Source organism: Streptococcus suis (assembly GCF_019794555.1).
In the GTDB taxonomy this organism is placed as follows: domain Bacteria; phylum Bacillota; class Bacilli; order Lactobacillales; family Streptococcaceae; genus Streptococcus; species Streptococcus suis_AB.
Window position 1 is genome coordinate 56791 of the sequence record NZ_JAIMEP010000008.1, and the last position, 25328, is coordinate 82118.

Annotated in this window: 22 protein-coding genes, 1 tRNA gene and 1 other RNA gene; 5 read left to right on the top strand and 19 right to left on the bottom strand. The window is 39.9% G+C overall.

The window, feature by feature from the left end:
- Positions 1-15 precede the first annotated feature (15 nt).
- The 5 genes from K6V48_RS05150 to K6V48_RS05170 all read right to left on the bottom strand — a co-directional run bounded on the left by K6V48_RS05150 (position 16) and on the right by K6V48_RS05170 (position 4638).
- Positions 16-648: an amino acid ABC transporter ATP-binding protein gene (locus tag K6V48_RS05150; RefSeq protein ID WP_222368329.1), complete on the bottom strand. Its 633-nt coding sequence runs from the start codon at positions 646-648 to the stop codon at positions 16-18.
- 9 nt (positions 649-657) lie between these two features.
- Positions 658-1299, bottom strand: coding sequence for an amino acid ABC transporter permease (locus K6V48_RS05155; RefSeq protein ID WP_024392702.1), 642 nt, complete (start codon positions 1297-1299; stop codon positions 658-660).
- A gap of 149 nt (positions 1300-1448) precedes the next feature.
- Positions 1449-3260 carry a glutamine--fructose-6-phosphate transaminase (isomerizing) gene (gene glmS / locus K6V48_RS05160; RefSeq protein WP_222368331.1) on the bottom strand — a complete coding sequence of 604 codons (1812 nt, stop codon included), beginning with the start codon at positions 3258-3260 and terminating at the stop codon, positions 1449-1451.
- Positions 3261-3428: 168 nt separating this feature from the next.
- Complete coding sequence (gene lepB, locus K6V48_RS05165) at positions 3429-3977, bottom strand: signal peptidase I (protein ID WP_105127010.1); 549 nt, start codon at positions 3975-3977, stop codon at positions 3429-3431.
- A 34-nt stretch (positions 3978-4011) separates the two neighbouring features.
- Positions 4012-4638: a GDSL-type esterase/lipase family protein gene (locus tag K6V48_RS05170; protein ID WP_222368334.1), complete on the bottom strand. Its 627-nt coding sequence runs from the start codon at positions 4636-4638 to the stop codon at positions 4012-4014.
- Positions 4639-4722: 84 nt separating this feature from the next.
- Here K6V48_RS05170 and K6V48_RS05175 point away from each other — a divergent pair, with 84 nt between their 5' ends.
- Positions 4723-5838 carry an NAD(P)/FAD-dependent oxidoreductase gene (locus K6V48_RS05175; protein WP_222368337.1) on the top strand — a complete coding sequence of 372 codons (1116 nt, stop codon included), beginning with the start codon at positions 4723-4725 and terminating at the stop codon, positions 5836-5838.
- Positions 5839-5971: 133 nt separating this feature from the next.
- Here K6V48_RS05175 and pyk read toward each other — a convergent pair whose 3' ends face one another.
- The 3 genes from pyk to K6V48_RS05190 all read right to left on the bottom strand — a co-directional run bounded on the left by pyk (position 5972) and on the right by K6V48_RS05190 (position 11751).
- Positions 5972-7477: a pyruvate kinase gene (gene pyk / locus K6V48_RS05180; protein ID WP_172071262.1), complete on the bottom strand. Its 1506-nt coding sequence runs from the start codon at positions 7475-7477 to the stop codon at positions 5972-5974.
- A gap of 68 nt (positions 7478-7545) precedes the next feature.
- A complete protein-coding gene (gene pfkA, locus K6V48_RS05185) occupies positions 7546-8556 on the bottom strand; it encodes a 6-phosphofructokinase (protein WP_105127014.1) in 1011 nt (336 codons plus the stop codon).
- Between the two features lie 84 nt (positions 8557-8640).
- Positions 8641-11751, bottom strand: coding sequence for a DNA polymerase III subunit alpha (locus tag K6V48_RS05190; protein ID WP_222368339.1), 3111 nt, complete (start codon positions 11749-11751; stop codon positions 8641-8643).
- 263 nt (positions 11752-12014) lie between these two features.
- On the opposite strand from K6V48_RS05190, the gene K6V48_RS05195 reads away from it, so the two are divergent.
- Genes K6V48_RS05195 through K6V48_RS05205 form a run of 3 tightly spaced genes read left to right on the top strand, consistent with a single transcriptional unit; the run spans position 12015 to position 13889 of the window.
- Complete coding sequence (locus K6V48_RS05195; protein WP_024396256.1) at positions 12015-12389, top strand: GntR family transcriptional regulator; 375 nt, start codon at positions 12015-12017, stop codon at positions 12387-12389.
- Positions 12382-13107, top strand: coding sequence for an ABC transporter ATP-binding protein (locus tag K6V48_RS05200; protein WP_024396257.1), 726 nt, complete (start codon positions 12382-12384; stop codon positions 13105-13107). Before K6V48_RS05195 ends, K6V48_RS05200 begins: the two co-directional genes overlap by 8 nt.
- Positions 13107-13889, top strand: coding sequence for a hypothetical protein (locus K6V48_RS05205; protein ID WP_024396258.1), 783 nt, complete (start codon positions 13107-13109; stop codon positions 13887-13889). Before K6V48_RS05200 ends, K6V48_RS05205 begins: the two co-directional genes overlap by 1 nt.
- Before the next feature lie 54 nt (positions 13890-13943).
- Here the strand turns inward: K6V48_RS05205 and add are convergent, their stop codons facing one another.
- The 3 genes from add to ssrA all read right to left on the bottom strand — a co-directional run bounded on the left by add (position 13944) and on the right by ssrA (position 15537).
- Entirely contained in the window at positions 13944-14960 is a 1017-nt protein-coding gene (gene add, locus K6V48_RS05210) for an adenosine deaminase (RefSeq protein WP_222368393.1), read from the bottom strand.
- Between the two features lie 139 nt (positions 14961-15099).
- Positions 15100-15187, bottom strand: a tRNA-Ser gene (locus K6V48_RS05215).
- A 2-nt stretch (positions 15188-15189) separates the two neighbouring features.
- Positions 15190-15537, bottom strand: a transfer-messenger RNA (tmRNA) gene (gene ssrA, locus K6V48_RS05220).
- Between the two features lie 108 nt (positions 15538-15645).
- Here ssrA and K6V48_RS05225 point away from each other — a divergent pair.
- A complete protein-coding gene (locus K6V48_RS05225; RefSeq protein ID WP_222368342.1) occupies positions 15646-16239 on the top strand; it encodes a TVP38/TMEM64 family protein in 594 nt (197 codons plus the stop codon).
- 162 nt (positions 16240-16401) lie between these two features.
- On the opposite strand, the gene aguB is transcribed toward K6V48_RS05225, so the two are convergent.
- The 8 genes from aguB to rpoD all read right to left on the bottom strand — a co-directional run bounded on the left by aguB (position 16402) and on the right by rpoD (position 25328).
- The gene (gene aguB, locus K6V48_RS05230; RefSeq protein ID WP_222368395.1) at positions 16402-17277 is read right to left on the bottom strand and encodes an N-carbamoylputrescine amidase; all 876 of its coding nucleotides are present in this window, start codon (positions 17275-17277) and stop codon (positions 16402-16404) included.
- 50 nt (positions 17278-17327) lie between these two features.
- Complete coding sequence (aguA, locus tag K6V48_RS05235; protein ID WP_222368345.1) at positions 17328-18431, bottom strand: agmatine deiminase; 1104 nt, start codon at positions 18429-18431, stop codon at positions 17328-17330.
- Positions 18428-19555: a carboxynorspermidine decarboxylase gene (nspC, locus tag K6V48_RS05240; protein ID WP_222368348.1), complete on the bottom strand. Its 1128-nt coding sequence runs from the start codon at positions 19553-19555 to the stop codon at positions 18428-18430. The genes aguA and nspC overlap by 4 nt, the downstream gene beginning before the upstream one ends.
- Entirely contained in the window at positions 19556-20815 is a 1260-nt protein-coding gene (locus K6V48_RS05245; protein WP_222368350.1) for a saccharopine dehydrogenase family protein, read from the bottom strand.
- Positions 20812-21672 carry a polyamine aminopropyltransferase gene (speE, locus tag K6V48_RS05250; RefSeq protein ID WP_024392685.1) on the bottom strand — a complete coding sequence of 287 codons (861 nt, stop codon included), beginning with the start codon at positions 21670-21672 and terminating at the stop codon, positions 20812-20814. The genes K6V48_RS05245 and speE overlap by 4 nt, the downstream gene beginning before the upstream one ends.
- 2 nt (positions 21673-21674) lie before the next feature.
- Positions 21675-23123 (bottom strand): aminotransferase class I/II-fold pyridoxal phosphate-dependent enzyme, encoded by a 1449-nt coding sequence (locus tag K6V48_RS05255; protein ID WP_222368353.1) that lies wholly within the window; start codon positions 23121-23123, stop codon positions 21675-21677.
- Positions 23124-23650: 527 nt separating this feature from the next.
- Positions 23651-23974 carry a metal-sulfur cluster assembly factor gene (locus K6V48_RS05260; protein WP_024392443.1) on the bottom strand — a complete coding sequence of 108 codons (324 nt, stop codon included), beginning with the start codon at positions 23972-23974 and terminating at the stop codon, positions 23651-23653.
- A 235-nt stretch (positions 23975-24209) separates the two neighbouring features.
- Positions 24210-25328, bottom strand: a complete 1119-nt coding sequence (gene rpoD / locus K6V48_RS05265) for an RNA polymerase sigma factor RpoD (protein ID WP_172016399.1) — start codon at positions 25326-25328, stop codon at positions 24210-24212.

Consider the following 25328-nt stretch of genomic DNA (forward strand, 5'->3'; position numbering starts at 1 on the left):
ATCATTTTAATTACCTCAATGTTTTGGTTCAATTTTGATGATTTCATCTGCGATATTTTCAGCAAACTGCATATCATGAGTCACTACGATTTGCGTTATACCTGTCGCCCGATTTTCAAGAATCAATTTTTCAACTTCTTTTCTCAATTCGGGGTCCAAGGCTGAAGTTGGTTCATCATAACCAATTATCTCAGGATCAATCATCATAGCACGGGCTAGGGCCACTCGTTGCTTTTGCCCACCCGATAAGGAAAATGGATAAGCAGTCGCATGGTTGGCTAACCCAAGAGTATCCAATAGTTTATGGGCCTTGTCTTCCGCATCTGAACGAGACATGTTCTGTGTTTTTATTGGAGAAAGAATCAAATTTTCCAAAACGGATAAGTGTGGAAAAAGCTGGAAATCTTGAAAGACAAAGCCCAGCAAATGTCGTTTCTCTAATTCTTCAAGCGGTAAAGTTTGACCATTGTAAATCAATGTTCCTGAATCAATGGTTTCCAATCCTGCCAACATCCTCAATAAGGTCGTTTTACCACCACCTGATTGACCAACAATAGCTACAATTTCCCCCTCAGGAATAACTAAATCATAGTTGGAGAAAATCTGTTTGTTACCAAAACGTTTTGTAAGATTACGTAATTCTAACATGGCTTCCTCCTATCTATAGTAGTCAAATTTCTTTTCTACCTGTTTAGAAACGAGTGTCACAACTCCAATCATCAAAAGGTAGATAGCACCTGCAATAAACATTGGTGCTAGGCTTGCATCTCGGTTGGCAGCCGTTCGACTAGCTAGCAAGAGATCGCTCACCCCAAGAGCATAAACCAATGAAGTGTCCTTCACTAATGTCATTACTTCATTGAAAACACTAGGTAGTACTATTTTTACTACCTGTGGTAAAACGATATATCGAATCGTCTGAACGGGTGTAAATTTTAATACTTTAGCAGCTTCGTATTGGCCGGCAGGGATGGCTTCAATCCCCCCTCGGAAAATTTCTGAGAAATAAGCCGCATAATTTAGGGTGAAAGCAAGAATAACCGCTGGCATTCGATCAAAAGTAATACCCACACTTGGTAAAACGTAGTAAACAAAGATTAATTGTAACAGCAATGGTGTTCCACGCATAATTAGTACATAGATATGCAACAACCACTGCAAGGGTTTAAATCGAATCTGCATCAAAAACGCAAAAACTGCTCCTAAAGGCAGGGATAAAATTAATACGAAAAAAAATACCTGCAAGGAGACAACCGCCCCACTCAATAGGCTTGGTAGGACTTCCAAAACATAATCCATAGAGTTCTCCTAAAAGAATTAGTAGGTTCTAGTATATCAAAAAATATCCTTTATTTCAAAGAATTTTTAATAAATTCTCCATCGGATTGTATATTATTGCAATATTTTTGCAAAAAGAAGATTTGGATTCACCAAACCTCCTCTACAAATTATTCAACTGTTACTGATTTAGCCAAATTACGTGGTTTATCAACATCCAACCCGCGTTGTAATGTTGCATAGTAAGCAATCAACTGTGTTGGAACGACCATAGCAATCGCTGACAAGAATGGATGGACTGTTGTAACAGTGATGTCATCTTCTTCCTTAGCTACTGCTTCGTCTACAATTGTCAAGACATTGGCACCACGCGCCACTACTTCCTGAATATTGCCTCGAGTATGGCTTGCAAGGTGTGGATGATTTGAAATCAAGGCCAAGACAGGAACACCGTCTTCAATCAATGAAATGGTACCGTGTTTCAATTCACCTGCCGCAAAGCCTTCACATTGGATGTATGAAATTTCTTTCAATTTCAAGCTGGCTTCCATAGAAACGTAGTAGTCACTACCACGACCGATATAGAATGCGTTGCGAGTGGTTGATAAGAGTTTTTCCACTTTTTCAGCAATCACATCTTTTTCTGACAAGCTAGCCTCGATGGATTGTGCTACGATTGACAATTCATGTACCAAATCAAAATCTTTTGCGTAAGCATTGCCATTTGCATCACCAACAGCCTTAGCCAAGATTGCCAAAGTCGCAATCTGTGCAGTGTAGGCTTTTGTAGAAGCTACCGCAATTTCTGGTCCTGCATGGAGCAACATGGTGTAAGTTGCTTCGCGTGACAGTGTTGAGCCTGGTACATTGGTTACTGTCAAGCTTGGAATGCCCATTTCATTAGCTTTAACCAATACCTGACGGCTATCAGCAGTTTCACCTGACTGGCTAATCATGACAAAGAGCGGCTTTTTGCTCAAAAGTGGCATGTTGTAACCCCACTCAGATGAAATTCCCAACTCTACTGGTGTGTCTGTCAATTTTTCCAAGAAGTCTTTTGAGGCAAATCCTGCGTGATAGGAAGTTCCAGCAGCCAAGATATAGATACGGTCAGCTTCTTGTACTGCCTTGATAATATCCGCATCAACCGTTACCTGACCAGCTTCATTAGTATATGCGCTAATCAATTTACGCATAACAGTTGGTTGCTCGTCGATTTCCTTGAGCATGTAGTATGGATAAGTTCCCTTACCAATATCTGACAAATCAAGCTCAGCTGTATAACTACCACGTTCAATCGCATTGCCATCATAGTCCATGACTTCAACACTATCTTTTTTCACGACAACCAATTCCTTATCGTGAATTTCCATATATTCACTTGTCTCACGAATCATAGCCATGGCATCTGAGCAGACCATGTTATAGCCATCACCAAGACCAATCAAAAGTGGAGATTTATTTTTGGCAACGTAGATTGTATCTGCATCCGTAGCATCAATCAAGGCAAAGGCATATGACCCTTGTATAATCTTCAATGCTTTTTTGAAGGCTTCTAGAGTTGACAAACCTTCTTCAACAAATTGACCAATCAAGTGTACAGCAATTTCTGTATCTGTCTGCCCTTTCAAATCATGACCTGCAAGATACTCTTCCTTAATTTCTGCATAGTTTTCAATCACACCGTTGTGAACAAGGATATGTCCAGCAGTTTGAGACGTATGAGGGTGAGCGTTATTCTCAGTTGGTTTCCCATGAGTCGCCCAGCGAGTATGACCGATTCCTGTTGTCCCTTCAGTCTTATCGCCAACTTTTGCAGACAATTCTGCAATGCGACCAACAGCTTTCACAAGATGAGCTTGCTCACCACCCGTCACAAAAATACCTGCTGAATCATAACCACGGTATTCTAATTTTTCAAGTCCTTGAATCAAAATATCAGTTGCGTTTGTATTTCCTACAACACCAACGATTCCACACATATTATTTACCTAAGATGTTAACTAACATTTTCTTTCATTATTAATAAAATTGGTATAGCCCTATTTCAGGCCAATGAACCAGTAAAAACAGTATACAATAAGCATTTCGGTTTGTCAACGCAAAAATTGGTATAGTCCTGTTTCGGGAATTATAATGAAAGAAAAAGACTAGTTATCACTAACTAATCCAGTTTCAATAAATCCAAATTTAGTCAAGGGACTAATTCTAAATGTTAATCGACCAATCACATTTTTTTTAGGAATCAAACCAAAAGTCCTACTATCATCTTTATTTGTGCGATTATCATTTAGAACCAAGAAATAATCTTTTGGTATCACTTGATATTCCCCATTTGTTATCGTTGCAATTGTTAAATCCTCTGTATAGTACTCTTGAAATTGAGGAGTTTTTAAATAGGTCTCATCCACAACAACCTCGTTTCGATACAATACATCATCCATATAAGTAACTCTCTCATTAGTCATCGCAATGACTCTACTGACATATTCGTGACCATCAATCTCATACAAAATGAAATCTCCATGTTCAATCGTTGCATTTTTAAATGCAATAATGGAATCATTTTCATGTAAATAAGTATTTGAATCATCTTTGGTAATTGTTACTGGCTCAAAAAACCAAACACGTAAACCAATGATTCCCGTTAGTAACAATAATAACAATACAATGTGTTTTACAAAATCTCTTCTAACCATAATCTCACCCTTTCACTTAACATTATATCATATTTCAAACTATTTCATTGACGAGATGACGGTGAATTTCTGAAGCAATTACTTGGTTTCCTTGGGGATTCAAATGGAGCCCATCACTATAATACTCATTATGACCTTTTGTTACCGAATAGAGATTTATAACAGGAAGATCCAATTGATTCCCTATTTCAGTAATAATTGTTTGAAGTTCTGCTTCAACAATTTGATTATTCAATCCAAAGCGACTGGTTGGAACGAAAGGTGGAATAACAAGATAGACATCTGGCTGACTTGAAAGATTGGCATAACGCTCTGCCATTTCTTTATACTCCCGGACAAACCGTTCTCTATTCCAATAAGGCGCTCGGCTATCATTACTGCCTATCATAATAATCACAATATCCGCTTCGCTGTCCAAAGATAACTGAGCATTTTCCTCATTAAAATAAGGAAAATCTGCAGTTGACTGAAGTGAACGCCCACTCAAACCATAATTTGAAACTTGATAATGTGAGCCAAGTTTCTCAGCTAGAATACAAGGATAGGCATCTTTTTCACGATTCTCTAAGCCATATCCATAAGTCAAACTATCTCCGACTGTTGCAACTTTTACGGCCCCACTTCCAACGGTTAGGACCTCAGGATACATTATATCTGACACACGAACTCCTCAATTTTTCTTATTTTCTATTGTATCATGTTGAAAAAAATAAATAAACTTATGAATTTGTGATATAATTAACTTATGAAAAAACAAGTTATTATTATAGGCGGAGGAATTGTTGGCTCTACTGCAGCCTTTTATCTCTCCCAAGAAGAACGAGTCAATCTTACTCTCATTGATTCAGGTGTCGGAACAGCTACTCGAGCAGCTGCTGGTATCATTTGCCCATGGATGGCTCAAAAGAAAAATAAAGACTGGTATAAGTTAACATCCGATGGTGCTGTTTTCTACCGTCAATTGGTAGCCGATTTGGAAAAATCGGGTGCTACTGAGATTCCCTTCAAACAGACTGGAACTATCGGCCTAAAAAGCAAACCTGAACTACTTGATAAAATCCAAAAAATAGCGGAGGACCGTCGTGTTGACACTCCAACTATCGGGAAAATCACCCCCTTAATTGGCGCAGAAATCAGCCAGTACCTTCCACCGCTCAAACCCGATTTTTTTGGTATCCATTTAGAAGGTGGCGGTCGTATTGATGGTGGGCGTTTGATTGATATCCTTCAAGAGCAAGTGTTAAAAAATGGCGGAGCGCTTCTACAAGGACAGGCAAAACTGTTAGATGCCAATACAGTCGAAGTAGACCATCAAGTGCTTAGTGCTGACCATATAATCTTAGCCACAGGGGCCTGGTTGCCACATATTCTTGAACCTCTTGGTTATCAAGTGGATGTTCGACCACAAAAAGGACAATTGTTAGAATTAGATACAGAATTCGATACAGATAATTGGCCAGTTTGTATGCCTTACGGAGAGATTGACATCCTACCATTTGAAAATGGAAAAATCATTATTGGTGCAACTCATGAAGATGATATGGGGTACGATTTAGAAATAGACCCTGAAAAAATCCAAGCCATGCATGATAAAATAGCCGAATTTATGCCTGATTTGGCAAATTATCCTGTAGCCAGATCTCGCATTGGAACGCGCGCCTATACTTCAACTTATTCTCCATTCTACGGAAATATTGAGGATATGCCTAATGTCTGGGTAGCTAGCGGTCTAGGCTCTACTGGTTTAACAAATGGGCCAATTATCGGTTGGCAAATCGCAAACGAAATTCTTGGATACGAATTAAACTTTGATCGAACACCATACTCACCTAATAAGTATATTAAAAGAGTCAAAAACTAGCCTTTGACTCTTTTATTTTTCCCTATATTTAATAGATTTGAGAACTGATTCATACTTCTTGCAATTGCCTAAAAAAATAAAAACCTACTGCACAACGAATAATCGTTGATACAATAGGCTTTTTCTTTATAGATTATTTTACAGTGCGAACTCGCATTGTGTTTGTTGAACCTGACACACCTACTGGTACACCAGCAACAATCACAATATTATCTCCGGATTCAACGAGACCTTGCTCTAAAGCAACTTGTTCTGCCAATTCAAACATATCATCAGTTGAGTCTGGTTTTTCAGTTACTACTGGAATAACACCCCAGTTCACCATCAATGATTTTTGAACTTTCTCTGTGAAAGTAATTGCAAGAATATCTGCATCTGGGCGGTATTTAGAAATTTGACGAGCTGAGAAACCAGTTTCTGTCACAGTTACCACCAATTTGATGTTCATTGAATGACAAGCATCTTTAACTGCAGATGCGATAACTTCAGTTTTAGAAGCACGGTTAAAGTGATCTGAAGTCAAACGACCGTATTCATTCAACAATGTTTGAGCATTCTTAGCAATAGTTGCCATTGTGCGAACTGATTCAACAGGGTATTTACCATTTGCTGACTCACCAGAAAGCATTGTAGCATCTGTACCATCGATAACTGCGTTGAACACGTCTGAAACTTCTGAACGAGTTGCACGTGGTTTTTCAGTCATTGTTTCCAACATGTTTGTTGCCGTAATAACTGCTTTACCAGCCGCATTCACTTTAGTGATAATCATTTTTTGGTAAACTGGAACCATTTCAAACGGTACTTCAATACCCATGTCACCACGCGCAATCATGATACCATCAGCTGCTTCGATGATTTCATCAATATTATCGATACCTTGTTGGTTTTCAATTTTTGCGAACAATTGAACATGATCGTTACCAGTTTCTTTACAGATGTTACGCACTTCTTCAACGTCTTTTGCAGTACGTACAAATGAAATTGCGATAAAGTTCAAACCTTGCTCAAGACCAAAACGAATATCTGCGTTATCACGATCTGCAAGAGCCGGGAAAGGAATTTTAGTGTAAGGAATGTTTACACCTTTTTGTTTTGCAATAACACCATCATTTTCAACACCAACGATGAACTCACGTGTTTCTTCATCTTTAGCGATAACTGTCAATCCAAGTTTACCATCGTCTACAAGGATTTGTTTACCAACTTCAACGTCGTCGAATACATCAAGACCACCAGCGACGTTCAAAGCAATCACTTCTTTAGTTGATTTGATGCCTTGTTTTGTTGCTACGCGAAGTTGCTCACCAGTTGTATAAGAATACTCTTTTGCATCACCTTCGAATAACTCAGTACGAATTTCAGGACCTTTTGTATCCAACAAGAAAGCTACTTTTTTACCAGCAATTTCTTCGGCGCGACGTACAGTTGCCATACGTTCACCTTGCTCTTGGTGGTCACCATGTGAGAAGTTGAAACGGAATACGTTAGCACCTTCAGTAATCAATTGGGCAATTTTTTGAGCAGATGCTTCAACATCTAATTTTTCGCCCCAGTAACCATCGTCACCGAATTTTTTACCACCGCGGATTTCAACCGCAGGACCAAGAGTTGCAACGATTTTGACACGTTTGTTCATGATAAATAAAACTCCTTTTATTTTTATGGTCTTATGACCCTAAATTAACACTATAAAACAACGCTACTTTAAATAGACAAGTTACGATTTAAATCAGCCATTTCCAAATCTGCTTTGTGTGGATTATTTACAACAATCTTACCGTCAGCAGTCAAGCTGAACAAGGCACCTTCTTCTGCAGTTCCTAGAATTGGATTTTCTACCATTTGTTCATTGCGGATACCTACTGCAAGGCCTCCACGACCTTCTTTCAATAGTTTAACCGCATGAGCTCCCATACGAGATGCAAGTACACGATCACGTGCTGTCGGTGAACCACCACGTTGAATATGACCGAGTTCAGTCACACGAAGATCGCTAGTATCACCAGCTGCCTTCAACTCTTCAGCAAATTTCGCAGCAGGCATAACTCCTTCAGCCAAGACAATAATGCTATGCTTCTTACCATTTTCGTAGCCAGCTTTTATACGCTCTACAATTTCACTGATATTATACTCTTCTTCTGGAACAACGATAACATCTGCACCAGAAGCAATACCAGCCCAAAGAGCAATATCTCCCGCATGACGTCCCATTACTTCAACAACGAAAGTACGGCGGTGACTTGAAGAAGTGTCACGGATCTTATCAATTGCGTCCATAGCTGTAGTTACAGCTGTATCAAAACCGATTGTAAAATCTGTACCTACGATATCATTATCAATTGTTCCCGGAAGACCAATAGCTGGGAAACCATGTTCTGTTAAGCGCATTGCACCATGGTAAGAACCGTCACCACCAATGACAACTACACCTTCAATACCATGTTTTTTCAATTGCTCAATCCCTTTAAGTTGCCCTTCTAATTTGGCAAATTCTGGATAACGAGCTGAACCAAGGAATGTTCCTCCACGTGAAATTACATCACCTACAGAACGTGCAGACAATTCATGGATATCACCCGCAACCATACCTGCGTAACCTTCATTGATTCCATAAACTTCCATTCCTTCTGAAATTGCTTGGCGAACAACTGCACGAATAGCAGCGTTCATACCAGGGGCATCACCACCACTGGTCAAAACAGCAATACGTTTCATTCGTTTATGCTCCTTTAACTTTTCATTTTAACTGCCCTATTATAACATACTTAAGATAAACTTGCTTGACTTTTTGCTAATTTTTTATCGAAAAATCGCTTTCATAACAAATTCTGCCAATTCTTCTTCTAATTGAGGCGTTTTCATTACCATATAAGTCTCAGCTTGAATTGTCTGATTACTATCTTGATAGTGTAGCACAACGGGAATTGTTCCCCTATATTTTTCTAAAATGCGAGCAATTGCAAAATCATTCTCTTTGTTTTCTAACAATATCCAAAGCTTTTCTTGTGCGACCAATTCTAAATAATCCAGCACGAGTTGGTGTTGATTATCCCGTTCCTGAACCCTTCCAGTCAAATAACAAATGACATTTTCTTTTAAAAACGATTGATATTTTCTGTAAGTTTCAGGAAATAAAGTAACATCCAATTTATGTTTTGTATCGGTTACTTGTAGAAAGGCCATCTGCTCCCCAGTTTTTTTCGTACGAATAATTCTTACAGTTTGAATTTGCACTAATACGGTCTCTTTATTTCCAACTACTAAATCTGCAATCTCTGTCAGGTGATGGGTAGAATGCTTCCTTAGAGCTAGCAGTGGGTGCGGACTAATTCCAACCCCAACAATTTCTTGCTCCATCGTATACTTTTCAATATCACTATAATCATCTACTTCTTTCCAACTATAGGCTTCCTCCGCAAAAAAAGTCCCAAATGCTTCCGCAAAAACGAACAGATTTTCAAGATTTTCAACTATTTTCTTCCGATTCGACTCAATCTCATCAAATAAACCAAGTTGTATCAACGGCAATAACTGTTCTTGTTTTCTATATTGATGAGGTAGTCGTAGAATAAAATCTTCAAATGTAATGAATGGTCGATTTTCTATTATCCAAATAGCGAAATCTTTAGATAATCCTTTAATAGTTTTTAGGCCCATGTAGATTTTATCTTGCTCAAATTTATCATGGTAAGGAATGGTATTGATGTACAATGGGGCAATCTGAAATTCGAATTGCAAGGCATCATGAATATAAGCTACATTCGAATAATTCAACATCACTTCAAAAAATACATCTGGATAATGAGTTTTAAAATAAGCCATCTGAAAGGCAAGGGCTGAATAAGCATAAGCATGGCTTCTATTAAAACCGTAGCCAGCAAACTTGGCCATCATCGCAAAAATATCTTTGGCTTTTGACTTCTCATGGCCATTCTTTTCAGCTCCTATTAAAAAATCAGCCTCCATCGCTTGCATTTCCTGAGCATTTTTCTTAGACATGGCTCGACGGAGCAAGTCGGCTTTCCCAAGCGTAAATCCAGCATACACTTGAGCAATCTGCATGACCTGTTCTTGATAAAGCATAATCCCGTAGGTCGGTTCAAGTATAGAAGCAATTGATGGATCTAACAAGACGACTGCTTCTTTGCCCTGTTTTCGTTGAACAAAATTCTCTGAATAATCACTCGCACCAGGGCGGTTCAAACTTGTAGTAGCTACGATATCCTCAAAACGAGTAGGTTTTACACGTTTTAATAAGCTAATGGCACCTGGCTGTTCAAATTGAAAAATACCTTTGGTCAGCCCTTTGGCAAATAATTCTAAAGTTGCCGAATCCTCCAAATCAATTGCAGCAATATCAATCGTTTTATTATATTTCTTCTTGACCAATTCCGCCATTTTCTGAACAAATGTCAGGTTTCTTAACCCCAGAAAATCCATCTTTAGAAGTCCATTAGCTTCAACCGCGTGAGCATCATACTGTGTTATCAGCATATCGTCGCCGATTTTTAATGGAATAGTATCCGTCAAGTCCTCGTCACTAACCACAACACCAGCAGCATGAATTGATGTTTGCCTTGGCTGGCCTTCAATTTGTCTAGCAATAGCAAAGGCTTTTTGATACTCTATTTTACTATTGATGATTTGGCGAAATGCGGCGTTTCTCTGATAAGCGGACTCCAGACTATCACGAAAAGAAATTTTTTTAGTAATATTGGTCAGTTCATATTCCGGTGTTCCAAAACGCTTAAAGACATCGCGGATAGCTTGCTTGGCTCCAAAAGTAGAATAGGTCACAATTTGAGCCGCATGCGTCGTACCATAGCGATCACGAACATAACGGATAAAATCCGAGCGATGGACATCCGGTATATCAATATCTATATCGGGCATAGAATACCGTTCACTATTTAGAAACCGTTCAAATAGCAAGTTGTGTTTGACAGGATCAATACCTGTAATATTTAATGCATAAGCAACCAAACTTCCTACAGCTGATCCTCGTCCCATTCCCATATAGTAACCCTGGCTACGACCAAATCGAAGTAAATCCCATACAATCAGGAAATAATCATCAAATCCCATCTGATGAATGATGGCCAATTCCTTATCCAAACGTTCTTGATAAAGGGGGAAATCCAATTGTTTTTCCGCTAAGCCTGCTTGTGCTTTTTCTCTCAATTCCTCAACTGCAGGTCGCTGACGATTAAATCGAGGAAGTTTAACTTTTTTATCAAGATGATAAGAAACATTTTCCACTAATTGTGCAAGATTGGAGATTGCCTGAGGATATCGCTCCTTGAAGATCATCGTTAATCTTTCAGCAGATAGTAAAACTTGCTGGTGTTCAATTTCGTTTACTTGATTAAGAGGAATATTGTCTCTGATAGCACGTAAAACTTGAAGACTCTCTAGTTGATTTTCTTGAAAATAACGCACTGTATGTAACGGAAGGACAGGATGGTCAAAAGACTGAACTGGTGTATCTGAATAAATACCTATATAATAGTCTACCCCCAAATCAAGTTTATCGACACCATCTTTAAAAGGGACAATAACTGCAATATCTTGAAGAAATTGACGAATCGAATCAAAATCATCTTGACCTGTCATTTTTGCGGTAGAGATTTTCATCAGGTTTTGGTAACCCTTTGTCGATAATGCGATCAGTTTCGTTAAAATTTCTGATTGGCCGTTATTATATTTCCAGTCCAATTCACAACCAATGATGGGTCTGAGCCCTTCTTTTTGACAGGTTTCCAAAAATCCATATGCAGCGTACAAAGAATGAATATCCATGATTCCTATAGTCTGATAGCCAAGATTTTTTGCACGTTTAACGTATTCTTCAATTGTAACCATGCTATCCATAAAGGTATAGACGGTTTTTGTATCTAATTGCGCTAGCATGGTGTTCTCCTTTTATTATTATATACATTATACCAAAAATATCGATACCACGCATTTCGTGGTTCGGTAATTCCAAAATTCAAAGTTCAAGTTTTACAACCTATCTTCACCATATTTTCAATTTAAAAATCATTCTAACCTCTTATTTATTGTCAAAAATACATCTTGATAAAACTTTTCTCTTGCAGTCCAAGAAATTTTATTGTATTATGTATATAGAACAAAAATACAAACATAACCTAACCTATAGAGAGGCACTAATCATGGCTTGGAAATTTGATAATAACATCCCAATATACATCCAGATAAGTAATACCATAAAATTACAAATAGTAACAAACCAATTAAAATCAGGAGACAAACTTCCTACTGTCCGAGATTTAGCTGAGACTGCTGGTGTAAACCCCAACACAGTCCAACGGGCCTTGTCTGACTTAGAAACAGAAGGATTCGTTTACTCCGTTAGAACCACTGGCAGATATGTGACAGATAACGACGAACTAATCCGGCGAACTCGTCTCCGATTAGCACAGAATGAATTAGATAATTTTGTTACAAATATGCTTGATTTAGGTTTCAAGCAAGACGAATTAGTTAAACAACTAGATGATTTCTTGAAGGGAGTTTCTTATGAATAATGCGTTTACACTGGTCGAGTTACAACAAGTTTCCAAGTCATATGGAGGTGCTGTCGCACTGAACAATGTTAACTTGAAATTACCAGCTGGAAAAATAATTGGCTTGTTAGGTCCAAATGGTTCAGGAAAAACAACCATGATTAAGATTATCAACGGCTTACTTCAACCTGAGTATGGTCAAGTTCTCATTAATGGTCGTACCCCCTCACCAGAAACAAAAGCTATCGTTTCCTATCTTCCAGATACAACCTATTTGGACGAACAAATGAAAGTAATTGAAGCTGTACATTTTTTTGCAGATTTTTACAAAGATTTTGATATGGAACGTGCCTGCACCCTCTTAGCGGAGTTGCAAATTGATTTGAATAGTCGAATGAAACATCTCTCAAAAGGGAACAAAGAAAAAGTTCAATTGATATTAGTTATGAGTCGACAAGCGCAATTGTATGTATTAGATGAACCAATTGGCGGAGTTGATCCTGCAGCACGAGACTATATTCTTCGTACGATTGTGAATAATTATTCTCCAACAGCTTCCGTAATCATCTCTACCCATTTAATTGCTGATGTAGAACAAATATTAGATGAAGTTATTTTCCTACAGTACGGTAGTGTTATCCGACAAGGGAACGTAGATGATTTGAGAATTGAAACAGGAGAATCCATTGATTCACTCTTCCGTCAAGATTTTAAAGCAGAACATGTAAGGGGATTGTAATGTTTAAAAAACTATTAAAATATGAATTCAAATCCGTTGGAAAATGGTATTTGGGAATCTACTTGGGAGTCATTATTCTTTCAGTCGTATTAGGTTTTTGGATACAGGCTTTGGTATTAAAATCAACTACATCTGCTGTGAATACTGCAAACGCAGAAATGTTCCTTTTCGGTACTTCATCAATGGTATTCGGTATTCTAATTGCAGCGCTCTTTCTATCAACTTTCGTTCTGGTCATCAACCGTTTTAGAAGCAATATATACGGAAGACAAGGATACTTAACCATGACCCTTCCTGTCAATAGTCACCAACTGATCCTTAGTAAACTAGTCGCCTCTTTAGTATGGTACTTCTTGGCAGGAATAACTGCTCTCCTAGCTATTGGAATAGTAATCAGTTTCGTACTGATGTCAACGAATGAATTATTAATTCCTGAACTGCAATACGTGTTTCAGCAAGTTGATATCGGTGTATTCATCGCATATGCTCTTAGTACATTGATTGAGAGTATAAGGGGAATCCTACTTATCTACTTCTCTATTTCAGTTGGTCAACTATTTCGAGATCATCGATTACTATTTGCCATTTTAACTTACATCGGTATCAGTATTTTGTCAGGCTCAATCAGTATGTTCTATTATATCAACCAAGGAGATGTATATGCAGAGACTATTAGCTCTTTATATCCAAATCCGTTCTTTGTATTATTAAATATTGTCTTGGCCTTTGGTTATTACTTTGGTACCCATTATATCATGACCAAGAAGTTGAACCTACAATAATAAAAAGCTCTTCCCATGTCACTCGGACGTGGTTTAGAGCTTTCTTTTTACAGGTTATTGTTGGTAGGCAAGCGAAAGAAAGCGTAACAATTTTTCCTTTTCTTTCTCGCTAGCAAAACTTGCATGAATGGCGTGACGATTAAATTGATAAAAATCTTCTTTAGTTGTACCGAAATGTTCGACAAACAGTTGGTACTCTTTATTTAAGTTTGTATTTGAAACGGTTCGATTATCGGTATTGATTGTGATTTTTGCTCCCGCCTCTATCAGTTGAGAATAAGGAAAGCTTGCTAGTGATGAGGCAGCTCCAGTTTGGAGGTTTGATGTTAGACACATTTCGACCGTTGCTCCACTATGAATAAGTTCCTGAATAACCTCCGGGTTCTTATAGAGGGCGGTTCCGTGTCCAATCCTCTTAATACCAAGTGCCAGAGCATGAGCAACATTGGTCACACAGCCACATTCACCAGCATGAAATGTGATAGGGTAGCCCAAGGATTGTGTAAATTGGATAAGCTCTTCTAAATCCTCCGTTGGATATTCTGCCTCATTTCCTGCAAAATCAAAACCAACTAAGCCTTTAGGGGCCAAATCTGCAATAGCTGAAAAGATTTCTTTAGTCTGACTTGGATTGGTTTGTTTTAATCCACAGACCAATAATTTAGCCACTATATGAAAATCTTTCTGAGCCCGCTCTAATCCTGCCAAAACTGCTTCTACGGCCTCTAGGACAGTGAGACCTCTATCAGTTGATAACTCGGGTGCAAAACGAATTTCAATATACAAAATATTATCCATTGCAGCTTGTTGCACAACATCGTACGTAGCTAATTCGAGAGCCTCAGAAGTTTGTAACAGTGGACGAATAACATCAAACTTTTTCAAATAGGTCATCAAACTATCCACCTTGCCATCAACACTAACTAGCTGACATAAATCACTATCTTCTTCTGGTAGAGAGAGATTAGCTAATTGAGCAAGTTTTCGAATAAGTGAAAGCGACAATGAACCATCTAGATGACAATGCAACTCAACTTTTGCTAATTTCTGAACATTCAATAGTATTTCCATCTCTTTCATGAGTATATTGTCACTTATCATACCACATTTTCCTTAAAAATCAAGTTGCATGTACCTTAAAGTGAACATTTTTGATGGAAAGACTCGTTTAAAAAATAAAAAAGAACGATTTTAAATCGTTCTTGCAATACGGAAGACATGGGATTCGAACCCACGCACGCTGTTACACGCCTACCGCGTTTCCAACACGGCCTCTTGAGCCTCTTGAGTAATCTTCCATATATGGAGCTGGTGGGAGTCGAACCCACGTCCAAACACCTGCTAACTTATTCGTCTACAACCATAGGTTATGTCTTACTTTAACTTGGACTTGATACATAACTCAAACCGAGTACAAGCGAGTCAGTAAATCTCTTTTGGAACAGCCTGACTCAATTCCAACGTAGCTTGTAAAATTAAGACCAATCAACAAACACAAGCAATTTGAGAATGGTCACGCAGGCAGGTTATTAAGCTGCTAATGCGTAAGAATTTGTATTTTTTGCAGTTATATTTAACTGGCATTTTTACATCTGCCGATGAGTTGCAGAACAAGCCTCATAATGCCTGTCGAATCCGTAACAACCCCGTGGGTTAGATACGAGAGTTATTATATCAGATTCTTGAACGAATTGCAAAGAATATTTATTTATATTCCTGAATTTTAATTACAAAAGAAATATGGTAGAATGAAATTATGTATAAATTCTTTCAAAAAGCTATTCAAGTATTAAGTATATTTGTACTAATTGGAACAGCTATTTTCCTGTTTTGGCTTTACAAAATCGGAATATTAAATGATCAGAATGCATTATCCAATTTATTACAAAATCAAGGTGTCTATGGCAGCTTAACTTTCATAGGATTACAAATTATTCAAGTTGTTTTCCCTATCATTCCTGGTGGGGTAACAACTGTCGTTGGTTTCCTTGTCTTTAAATTTTGGTGGGGTTTCATCCTAAATTACATTGGAATAAATATTGGAAGTATTATTTTATTCTGGCTCGCTCGGAGATATGGTAAAAAATTCTGTCTCTTATTTATGAACGAAGAAACATTCGATAAATATGAAAAGAAAGTTGACAATAAGCGAGGTTATGAAATATTCTTCGTTTTCTGTATGTTATTCCCTTTCACTCCAGCCGATATTGTTGTGATGATTTCTGGGCTGACAAGTATGAGCTATCGGAAGTTCATTTCGATTATCCTAATCTGTCGACCATTTTCCATCATTGCATACAGCTATTTTTGGATCTACGGTAGCTACTGGCTACATCATTTTTTGAAATAAAAAACTTGGTTCAATCAACCAAGTTTTTTTAGTATTTTGAAGAATTCTTTCTGCTTCTTATACTCAATGAAAATCAAAAATAGCCTAGGAAACAAAGCCGATGATAGAACTGGAGTTCATCAAGGCAAGTTGACAACGGATAATTTTGATTTTCGAAGAGTATTATTCCGAAATACGTCGATACATATGCGGTCTGCGGTCTCTATAGAGTCCCCAATCCAAACGTTCACGCGCTCCCTTATCCAAATCATACGTTGCAAGCAAGACAACTTCTTCATCACGTCCCGCCTTTGTTAAAAGTTCTCCTGTCCCATCAGTCAAGAAAGAGGAACCATAGAAACACAAGCTGGAAGACTGTCCACCATTTTCGTCAGATGGCTGCACTTCTTCCAAGCCAATACGGTTAGCTGCAATAACTGGCATGATATTGGCCGCAGCGTGTCCTTGCATGGTCCGTTGCCAATGACCTTGGCTATCTGTATCCAAAATCGGCTCTGAGCCGATAGCTGTTGGATAAAAAAGCAATTCTGCCCCATTTAGAGCCAAACAGCGAGCAGTTTCTGGAAACCATTGGTCCCAACAGATGCCAATACCAATCTTGCCATAGCGAGTTTCCCAGACCTTAAACCCAGTATTTCCCGGTGTGAAGTAAAACTTCTCCTGATAATAATGGTCGTCAGGAATATGAGTCTTACGGTAAACTCCCAAAACACTACCATCCGCATCAATGACCGCAATGGAATTGTAGAGGCTATTTCCATCTTTTTCATAGAAGGAAATAGGCAATACCACCTGTAATTCTTTGGCGATAGGAATAAAGTGCTGAACAGCATCATTTTCCTCTACAGACTTGGCATAGTTATAATAATCATACTGGCGTTCTTGACAAAAATAAGGACGCTCAAAGAGTTCCGGCAGGAGAATAATCTGCGCTCCCTGACCAGCAGCCTGTCTGACCAAACGCTCTGCAGTCGCCAGATTTTCAGCTAAAACATGACTGCATTGCATTTGAACAGCAGCAACAGTAACATTTCTCATTTTTTTGATCCTTTTCATAAATTCATGATGGGCAATTCAACGACGTCGAATCAGAGACATTTAGCCCCATAAAATGGGATTTGCTGGGTGATACAGTGTATATTCCCACCTCCAAGTAGGATGTCGCGGGCTGGTATGCCGACGACTTTTCTGGTTGGAAAAAGCTGCGCTAGGAGATGCAGTGCATGCGCGTCATGCTCATCTTCAAACTGGGGCACTAAAACCGCACCGTTGCTGACGTAAAAATTCACATAGGAAGCTGCCAAGCGTTCGCCAGCAGTCCGTTCTTCTTCCCCTTCTTCATAGATATAGCCTGGCAAATCCTCTTCTGTTACTAGAATAGGATGTTTTGGAATAGGCAGTTTGTGGACGGTCAACTTTCTGCCCTTGGCATCCACTTGCTCTTCCAAGTAGTCCAAATCAGCCTTGGACATGGCATATTGGGGGTCCGACTCATCATCCGTCCAGGCTAAAACTATCTCAGCTGGGCCGACAAAGGCCGCAACATTGTCCACGTGTTCATTGGTTTCATCATTGAAAATTCCGTATGGAAGCCAGAGAACCTTTTCAGCTCCGAGAGTATCTAGAAGCACTTGCTCAATCTGGTCCTTGGTCAGATGAGGATTGCGGCCTGGGCTCAGTAAACAGGATTCTGTCACCAAGATGGTTCCCTCACCGTCGCTATGGATGGCTCCTCCTTCTAGGACAAAGGGATGGGCATCGTGGACTGGCAGACCGATGGCCTGACTAAAGCGACTAGCCACCTGATCATCTGCCTCATAATCCTGATAAAGACCATCATAGCTTCCGCCCCAAGCGTTAAAGGCCCAATCGACAGACAAAGCTCTGCCATTTTCATGAACCAAAACCGTCGGACCTGTATCACGCGCCCAAGCGTCGTTGGTAGGGATGCCCAGGTAGGCAATGCCAGCCCCCAGCATGGATTGGGCCTCCTCACGGTGTGCCTCATCGACCAAGAGATAGACCTGCTCGCTTTCAGCAATGGTTTTAATGACCTGGCTGAAGGCTTTTTTTGCCCCCTGACCATCAAAGGGCCAGGATCCTGGCCGAGTCGGCCACACCATTAGGGTACCGTGATGGGGCTCATACTCAGCAGGCATGCGGTAGCCAGCTGCTTTTGGACTTTCTATCATGACAACCTCCCCTTGAAATCTTCATAGCCAAAGCTTTTGATAATCCGACAGTCGCCTGTCTGATCCATCAAAACCAAACTTGGCAGACCGATGCCATTGAAGGTATTATTTTTGACAAAGGAATAGATGGCCATATCTTCAAAATAGAGTTTGTCACCAATCTCCACAGGCTTTTCAAAGGAATAATCGCCGATGATGTCGCCCGTCAGACAAGTATTGGAAGACAGTCTGTAAGTATAGTCCTTCTCCTCAGCTTCAAAGCCGTTTCGTAGTGGTGGGCGATAGGGCATTTCCAAGACATCTGGCATATGGCAAGTAGCCGATGCATCTAACACAAGCGTCTCAATGCCATTTTCGACAATGTCTAAAACTTCTGTCACCAAATAGCCTGCATTGAGGGCAATGGCTTCACCAGGCTCAATGTAGACTTCTAATCCATAGGTTTCCTGCATGTGCTGGATAGAGGAAATCAGCAAGTCCAGATCATAATCTTCTCTGGTCACATGATGGCCTCCGCCCATATTGAGCCATTTAATACGGTGTAGATAGGGACCGAATTTGGCCTCAACAGCATCCAAGGTTTTTTTCAAATCATCCGAATTTTGCTCACAGAGGGTGTGAAAATGCAGGCCATTCACCAAGTCCAGCAGGTCTTCTGAAAACTGGTCAATACGAACACCGAAGCGAGAACCTGCTGCGCAGGGATCATAGAGGGCATGGTCACCTTGGGTGGAGCACTCTGGATTAATCCGCAGGCCAACACTGACTCCAGCTGCTCGGCATTTGTCCACGTGCTTGCGGAGCTGGCGCTCTGAGTTAAAGACGATATGGTCCACAATCTCCAAAATCTCCTCCAAATCCGCATCCTTGAAGGCTGGAGCAAAGACATGGACTTCGCCCCCAAACTCCTCACGACCCAGCTTAGCTTCATAGAGGCCTGATGCAGTTGTTCCAGCCAGATACTGACTGATCAGCGGGTAAGTGGCATACATGGAGAAAGCTTTTTGGGCCAAAAGGACCTTACAGCCTGTGCGGTCTTGGACCGACTTAAGAATTTCTAGATTGTTTACCAGCTTTGCCTCGTCAATGACATAGGCTGGTGTTGGGACTTGTCCTATTCTCATCTAGTCCACCAAAACTGGATTTTCTACTACCTGCCAAGGTAGACCATACTGGTTGAGCAGGTCCATAAATGGATCTGGATCCAATTCTTCCAAGTTATAGACACCTGGTTTCTTCCAAGTCCCGTCCATAACCAGCTTGGTACCAATCATGGCTGGTACACCAGTTGTGTAAGAAATAGCCTGTGAACCGACTTCCTTATAGCACTCTTGGTGGTCACATACGTTGTAGATGTAGATGGTCTTCTCCAGACCGTCTTTGACACCTGTGAAAATACAGCCGATGTTGGTTTTCCCAACAGTACGTGGACCAAGGCTGGCTGGATCAGGCAAGAGGGCTTTGAGGAATTGGATTGGCACCACCTCTTGACCGTTGAAATTGATTGGGTCTGTCCGCAAGAGACCAACATTTTCCAAGCATTTCATATGAGTCAAGTAGGATTGACCGAAAGTCATAAAGAAGCGAATCCGTTTCACACCTGGAATATTCTTAGCCAGCGATTCGATTTCTTCGTGGTGGAGAAGATACATGTCTTTTTGACCCACTTCTGGGAAGTCATATTCTCGCTTGATAGACATGGCTTCCACTTCCACCCATTTGCCATTTTCCCAGTAGGAACCTGGGGCAGAAACCTCACGCAAGTTGATTTCAGGGTTGAAGTTGGTCGCAAATGGATAGCCATGATCCCCACCGTTACAGTCTAGGATGTCGATATAGTGGATTTCATCGAAATAATGCTTCAATGCGTAAGCAGAAAATACACTGGTCACCCCTGGATCAAATCCGGATCCCAAAAGCGCTGTCAGCCCTGCTTTTTCAAAACGCTCCTTATAAGCCCACTGCCATGAGTAATCAAAGTAGGCTGTAAATCCTTCTTCTTCACAACGTTTTTCGTAAATAGCACGCCATTCTGGATTTTCAGTATCCTCACTTTCATAATTGGCTGTATCAATGTAGTCCACACTAGTCGCCAAACAAGCGTCCATAATGGTCAAATCTTGGTATGGGAGGGCAACGTTTAAAACAGCTTTTGGCTGGTAGCTTTCAATCAAGGCAATCACTTCTTCTACCTTGTCCGCATCCACTTGGGCAGTTTCAATTTTTACGGAAGTTTTTCCTTCTAAGGCAGCCTTCAAATCATCACACTTTGACTTGGTACGGCTGGCAATCATGACCTCCTTGAAAGTATCTTCTGCCTGACACACTTTGCTGATGGCAACTTGGGCTACACCACCGCAACCAATGACTAATAAACGACTCATTTTCTTTTCTCCTCTTCTTCTAAAATGTCTTCAACATAGCGGGGCAAGAGAAATGCTCCCACATGAAGGTTAGCTGTATAATATTCTGTAAAAAGCTCGCGCGCTTTCCATTTTTCCTTATCATAATCTTCAATTGGATGGTATTTTTTAGAAGCAAATCCAAATAACCAATAACCTGCTGCTGAAGTTGGAATATGGGCTTGATAGACACGACTAATTGGAAATGATTGACTAGCCTTGCGATGCATGGAACGAAAAGCTGACTCATCCTCATCATAGAATGGCGAACCATGTTGGTAGACCATAATGCCATCTTCCTTCAAAGCCCTGTATGCATTACCGTAAAATTCCTTGGTAAACAACCCTTCCGTGTGTCCAAATGGATCTGTCGCATCATTGATGATAATGTCATATTCATTTTCACAATTGCGCAAGAACCGCAGGCCGTCCTGCAAATAAACCTCTACACGCTCATCTTCAAGTCCTGATGCATAGTCTGGGAAATACTGACGACACACTTCAACCAATAACTCATCTGGCTCTACTACATCAATGCGTTCGATTTCAGGATACATACTGAGAACTTGAGCAACTCCACCATCTCCACCACCTAAAATCAAGATTTTCTTAGGATTTGGATGAACTGCCATTGGTACATGTACTGCCATCTCATTGTAGACAAAGTCATCAGCATCCGAGAATAAAACACGACCATTAAGGGTTAAAATTTTTCCAAAGGCTGGCGAGTCCAACACAGCTATATCTTGGTATTCGCTTTTTCCAGCATAAAGTTGTTGACTGGTGCGAATGGACAATTTTACATCAGGTGTTTGAACTTCTGAAAACCACATTTCCATGCCTATTTCTCCTTAATCACATTGATAAAATTAACATCTGGATCCTCTGTTCCTTGAACAGAACAGCCACGTTCCTTGGCAAAAATAATATAATCTACAATTTCCTGGGTCACTCGTTCACCTGGTGCCAAAAGCGGAATGCCAGGCGGGTAGCACATAACAAATTCCCCACAAACCTGTCCAACAGCATCTTGTAGCGAGAGACTCTCACGTTCTGCATAAAATGCTTGCTGAGGGGATAAGACCAATTGAGGCTGGATGTATTCCCCTGAAATTAAATCAGAACCATCACGTGAATACAAGCGCTTGATATCCGCTAAAGCACCCACCAACCGCTCAATATCTTGCAAACGGTCTCCAATTGAAATATAGGCCAAGATATTTCCAATATCACCAAATTCAATCTGAATATCATATTCATCTCGCAGAAGATCGTAGACTTCGATACCAGTTAAGCCAATACCTTGTGTGTAAATAGAAAGTTTTGTCACATCAAAATCATACACAGACTGTCCATCAATCAATTCTTTTGAATAGGCATAATAACCGCCAATTGCATTGATTTCACGACGAGCATATTCAGCCATTTCAATGACTTTTTCAAAAGACTCTTTCCCACGGAGAGCCAGATTTCTCCTTGAAATATCTAAGCTAGACAAAAGTAAGTAAGATGCCGAAGTAGACTGAGTTAGGTTGATAATTTGACGAACATATTCAACATTCATTTCAGGCCCTACCAACAAAAGGGAACTTTGTGTCAAACTACCACCTGATTTATGCATGGAAACAGCAGCCATATCGGCACCAGCATCCATAGCGGATAAAGGAAGTTGATCAGAAAAATGCAAGTGAGCCCCATGAGCCTCATCCACTAGAACTTTCATACCAACTTTATGGGCCATCTCAGTGAGAGTTTTTACATCCGAACAAATACCATAATAAGTTGGATTATTTATCAAAACTGCGACTGCATCTGGATGCTCAACAATCGCCCGTGCAAATGCATCGTTCTCCAGTCCAAGAGCAATTCCAATCCTTGGCTGAACGGTCATATCAACATAAACAGGAATAGCCCCACATAAAACCAAAGCATTCAAGGCTGATTTATGAACATTTCGAGGAAGGATAATTTTATCCCCTGCCTTACATGTTGCTAAAATCATGGTCTGGACTGAAGATGTAGTTCCTCCAACCATAAGAAAAGCATGACTGGCTCCAAATGCTTCCGCTGCCAATTCTTCTGCTTCACGAATGATCGAAACAGGATGCCCTAAATTATCTAAGGGTTTCATGGAATTGACATCAATGCCAACACACTTCTCACCTAGAAGCTCAACAAGCTCTGGATTTCCGCGTCCCCGTTTATGACCCGGAACATCAAAAGGAACTATCCGTTTGCGTCTTAATTTGACCAATCCCTCATAAATAGGGGCCTGGTGTTGATTTTTCATGTAGAAAAACTCCTTTGTTTTTACTTATAGTACAACATCTTATCTTTGCCCTTTTTAAACAAGTAAAAAAGAGCAGGGTATCTCCTGCTCTACAATCGTTATTGACGTTTTTTATTCTTCTCTTGAGTTTATGTGCCTACCGTTTCCTACTCTCCAGTGCAAATATATACGTACTTTATTGACCGTTTCACAAGATGACGTGTGCTTTCACCACACTAAAATTTGATGTAAGAATTAGGGTAAACCCTAAAATCAACTTATAAAATTTGAGCTTTTAACTCAATCAATAATGTGGCTTTCGCCACGCTTCGGCATTCGACCCGCCTGTCCGTAGGCTTTGGTTATGACAATTTTCTGTCCCATATAGGTCTGATATTTGCTAGAATAGGTATCGCTACTTTTCCTAGGCCTGTTTATTGTAACACGGAAATTGCCCTTTGACAAGTAGAATTTGTAATATTTTATTCAAAAAAACAAACATTCTTTAAAAAATGGTTTCGAACGTTCGAAACCATCACATATCTATATTACTTAATTCCTAATGCAATACGAGCATAACGACTCATTTTTTGAACAGTCCAAGCCGGTGACCAGACCAGTCTTACATCCACTTCAGTCACTTCTGGGACATCTTTTAAAACATCATGTATTTGATCTGTAATCAAATCAGCTAAGGGACAGCCCATTGTGGTCAAAGTCATATCAATTTCAGCTTTGCCATCAATAAAACGAATTTCATAAATTAACCCTAGATTGATAATATCTATCCCTAGTTCGGGGTCAATCACATCTTCAAGAGCTTGAAAAATACGCTCCTGGATATCTTTAATTTGATCTTCTGTATACGCCATTTTTCTCTCTTTCTTTTTCATAAGTTCAATACTAGAAATGAACCAAACGAAGTTTGTGTCAAAACCTCCCCCGGACCCTCGCTTGTTTCAAATTTTTAGCAAGCGACCTGATAAGTGCCACCGAACTTGTCCGCTCTCGGATTTCTAGGCGGACGTTGAGAAAGCCTATCCGTAGGCTTATTCCTCGCTCGTTTCTAGTTTTCAGCGAGCGGTTGATTTTGTCTCCCAGACAAAATCAATCCTCAATAAAATCTCTGAGTGGTTTGCTGCGGGATGGGTGGCGGAGTTTACGGAGGGCTTTGGCTTCGATTTGGCGGATGCGTTCACGGGTTACGTTAAAGACTTTACCAACATCTTCTAACGTGCGCATTTTACCATCATCTAAACCAAAACGAAGACGCAATACGTTTTCTTCACGATCAGTAAGAGTATCCAATACCTCATCTAATTGTTCACGCAGTACAACACGAGTTGTATAGTCAATTGGGTTTTCAATCACTTCATCTTCGATGAAATCTCCTAAATGGCTATCATCCTCTTCTCCGATAGGTGTTTCAAGGGAAACAGGTTCTTGAGCAATTTTAAGAATTTCACGAACTTTTTCAGGAGTCATATCCATACGTTCTGCAATTTGTTCCGGTGTCGGATCTTGACCTAACTCTTGGAGAAGATTACGTTGTTCACGGACCAATTTGTTGATTGTTTCCACCATATGTACTGGAATCCGAATGGTACGAGCCTGATCTGCGATAGCACGAGTAATGGCCTGACGGATCCACCATGTCGCATATGTTGAAAATTTGAATCCTTTTGAGTAATCAAATTTGTCAACAGCTTTCATCAAACCCATATTTCCTTCTTGGATCAAATCAAGAAACTGCATACCACGACCAACATATCGCTTCGCAATAGAAACAACCAAACGCAAGTTGGCTTCTGCCAGACGTTGTTTTGCTTCTGGATCACCAGCTTCTACTGCCAAGGCTAATTCCTGTTCCTCTTCGTTGGTCAAAAGTGGAACAACACCAATCTCTTTCAAATACATCCGAACAGGATCATTTACTTTTGCCGAATTACTTCCTAGCAATTCTTCGTCAGATAATTCTGGTTCTTCTTCAACTTGTAATGCCCGTGCCGATGGATTACCTTCTTTATCAACAATCGAAATTCCGGCATCTTGAATACGCTGAAGCAAATCATCAATACCATCCGCATCCAATGTAAAGGGGATAACTAATTGGTCATTGATTTCATCATCGGTAGCAGACCCTTGTTTCTTATGGTTACGAATAAATTCTGCAACTTGAATATCAAAGGTTGTTACTTCTGTTTTTTTATCTTTTTTATTTGTCAT

What these genes read in the sequence shown, in the direction of transcription:
- K6V48_RS05245 (WP_222368350.1), bottom strand. Translation starts at nt 20,815, where the DNA reads ATGAGTCGTTTATTAGTCATTGGTTGCGGTGGTGTAGCCCAAGTTGCC.
- nspC (WP_222368348.1), bottom strand. Translation starts at nt 19,555, where the DNA reads ATGAGAATAGGACAAGTCCCAACACCAGCCTATGTCATTGACGAGGCA.
- K6V48_RS05200 (WP_024396257.1), top strand. Translation starts at nt 12,382, where the DNA reads ATGAATAATGCGTTTACACTGGTCGAGTTACAACAAGTTTCCAAGTCA.
- add (WP_222368393.1), bottom strand. Translation starts at nt 14,960, where the DNA reads ATGGAAATACTATTGAATGTTCAGAAATTAGCAAAAGTTGAGTTGCAT.
- K6V48_RS05175 (WP_222368337.1), top strand. Translation starts at nt 4,723, where the DNA reads ATGAAAAAACAAGTTATTATTATAGGCGGAGGAATTGTTGGCTCTACT.
- K6V48_RS05155 (WP_024392702.1), bottom strand. Translation starts at nt 1,299, where the DNA reads ATGGATTATGTTTTGGAAGTCCTACCAAGCCTATTGAGTGGGGCGGTT.
- pfkA (WP_105127014.1), bottom strand. Translation starts at nt 8,556, where the DNA reads ATGAAACGTATTGCTGTTTTGACCAGTGGTGGTGATGCCCCTGGTATG.
- K6V48_RS05150 (WP_222368329.1), bottom strand. Translation starts at nt 648, where the DNA reads ATGTTAGAATTACGTAATCTTACAAAACGTTTTGGTAACAAACAGATT.
- K6V48_RS05195 (WP_024396256.1), top strand. Translation starts at nt 12,015, where the DNA reads ATGGCTTGGAAATTTGATAATAACATCCCAATATACATCCAGATAAGT.
- aguB (WP_222368395.1), bottom strand. Translation starts at nt 17,277, where the DNA reads ATGAGAAATGTTACTGTTGCTGCTGTTCAAATGCAATGCAGTCATGTT.
- speE (WP_024392685.1), bottom strand. Translation starts at nt 21,672, where the DNA reads ATGGAAATGTGGTTTTCAGAAGTTCAAACACCTGATGTAAAATTGTCC.
- K6V48_RS05205 (WP_024396258.1), top strand. Translation starts at nt 13,107, where the DNA reads ATGTTTAAAAAACTATTAAAATATGAATTCAAATCCGTTGGAAAATGG.
- pyk (WP_172071262.1), bottom strand. Translation starts at nt 7,477, where the DNA reads ATGAACAAACGTGTCAAAATCGTTGCAACTCTTGGTCCTGCGGTTGAA.
- aguA (WP_222368345.1), bottom strand. Translation starts at nt 18,431, where the DNA reads ATGATAGAAAGTCCAAAAGCAGCTGGCTACCGCATGCCTGCTGAGTAT.
- rpoD (WP_172016399.1), bottom strand. Translation starts at nt 25,328, where the DNA reads ATGACAAATAAAAAAGATAAAAAAACAGAAGTAACAACCTTTGATATT.
- K6V48_RS05225 (WP_222368342.1), top strand. Translation starts at nt 15,646, where the DNA reads ATGTATAAATTCTTTCAAAAAGCTATTCAAGTATTAAGTATATTTGTA.
- K6V48_RS05190 (WP_222368339.1), bottom strand. Translation starts at nt 11,751, where the DNA reads ATGCTAGCGCAATTAGATACAAAAACCGTCTATACCTTTATGGATAGC.
- glmS (WP_222368331.1), bottom strand. Translation starts at nt 3,260, where the DNA reads ATGTGTGGAATCGTTGGTGTTGTAGGAAATACAAACGCAACTGATATT.
- K6V48_RS05255 (WP_222368353.1), bottom strand. Translation starts at nt 23,123, where the DNA reads ATGAAAAATCAACACCAGGCCCCTATTTATGAGGGATTGGTCAAATTA.
- lepB (WP_105127010.1), bottom strand. Translation starts at nt 3,977, where the DNA reads ATGGTTAGAAGAGATTTTGTAAAACACATTGTATTGTTATTATTGTTA.
- K6V48_RS05260 (WP_024392443.1), bottom strand. Translation starts at nt 23,974, where the DNA reads ATGGCGTATACAGAAGATCAAATTAAAGATATCCAGGAGCGTATTTTT.